Annotated in this window: 1 protein-coding gene; it reads right to left on the reverse strand. The window is 42.2% G+C overall.

Annotation, left to right across the window (positions count from 1 at the left end; genetic code table 11):
• Positions 1–13: 13 nt before the first annotated feature.
• Positions 14–1,339: an IS4 family transposase gene (locus tag ABMY41_RS21745; RefSeq protein ID WP_349276262.1), complete on the reverse strand. Its 1,326-nt coding sequence runs from the start codon at positions 1,337–1,339 to the stop codon at positions 14–16.
• Positions 1,340–1,418: the final 79 nt, after the last annotated feature.

The raw sequence follows: 1,418 nt of genomic DNA on the forward strand, positions 1-1,418 counted from the left end.
TAATGCTTGTCAGTTAAGAACTGGCAAGCATTTTTTTTGGTTTCCGCTCTGGGTATCGACTAGGTCTCTTTTTCACACACCTTGGATAATGTCTTTCTCTCCGCTCTGGCAGTACAAAGGTTTCAGCCATCGCAATAAGTTTATTTATAACGCTCGGTACTTTTCCTGCTGATGTATGAGGCAACATCATTAATTCCTTGATGATATAGCCAGAAGCATTGCTGTAACTGAGTTGATAAGGCCATATTCCTTTCAGGCTGTAGGCCATTTTTGTCATCATATATCGTACTAAATTGTATGCGAGCAACACGCCCCATAACTCTTGTTTTACTAGCTCCGGGGTTTTGCTGCGTAACGTTAATTCATTTTTGAGTAGGTACTGTTTCATTTCCCTGAACCCAAGTTCTATTTCCCAGCGGTGACTGTAGAGATCGACGATATCAGCACTTGGATATTTCATTTGGTCAGTCATAGACGTCAGTATCTGATGCTGTTTTCCATTGATGGTTTTCATCAACAATCTAGCTTCGATTGTGCTAGGTAAGTCTGGGTACTTCTTTCGTGATTGAGGTGTTGTTTTGAGCCTAATCAGTTGGTTGTGTTTTCCAAATTCCCTGATAACTTCATATTGCGTGCCTTTTTTTAAGGGAATTAGCCAGTGCCTTGATGTGCCTGTGGTCGACCATTTATGAAGTAGCCCTAATGAGTAAAAACCTTTATCAAACAGCGTTAGACTATTGTCGGGTGTTTGCTCTATCAACTGCTCAGCTAGCGTCATTTCATTAGCCGCAACGGCGTCAAAGGCGGATGCGGTCAATAAGTGACTCGAGAGTTCCATTTGGCAGACCATACGAACTTGAGGGAAAGCCGATTCGCGTTTGTCATTATGCAACTTACCAAACGCATCATTATTATCAGGCGTATCTTCTGTACGCCACACCACGCCATCAACACCAAGTAACGTTAATCCGCACCAGTTTGGGTGAGGTGTATCTTGATGCCAACGGGATTGAGTCATATTAAAAATATGACGAATAGATTCTGAGCCTAAACGCTGTCTTGCTTGAACAATCGCACTGGGAGCTACAAAAGGTTTCTTACTCGGTAACACAATATCAAGACGGTTGATGACCTGAGTCATAGGCATATCTCGAAACAATGCGCTGCCAATCACACTCCAGACCATTAATTCAAGAGGTAACCTACGCTTTCTGAGAGTGGCGACCCCAGACTCTGCGAGTGCTTGTTGTATTAAAGACTCATCCAGTATTTCCGACAAGCTGTGAATATTAGAATCGATAAATGATGAAATATTGGCGAAGCTATGACTAAGGGGCATAAAAAAAATCCGATGACCTGTGATCATCGGATTTTGATCCTATTATGCCAAATGTCAATTGCTTAACTGATCGGCATTA

The sequence above is a fragment of the Pseudoalteromonas sp. BZA4 genome (genome assembly GCF_040104395.1).
Classification (GTDB): domain Bacteria; phylum Pseudomonadota; class Gammaproteobacteria; order Enterobacterales; family Alteromonadaceae; genus Pseudoalteromonas.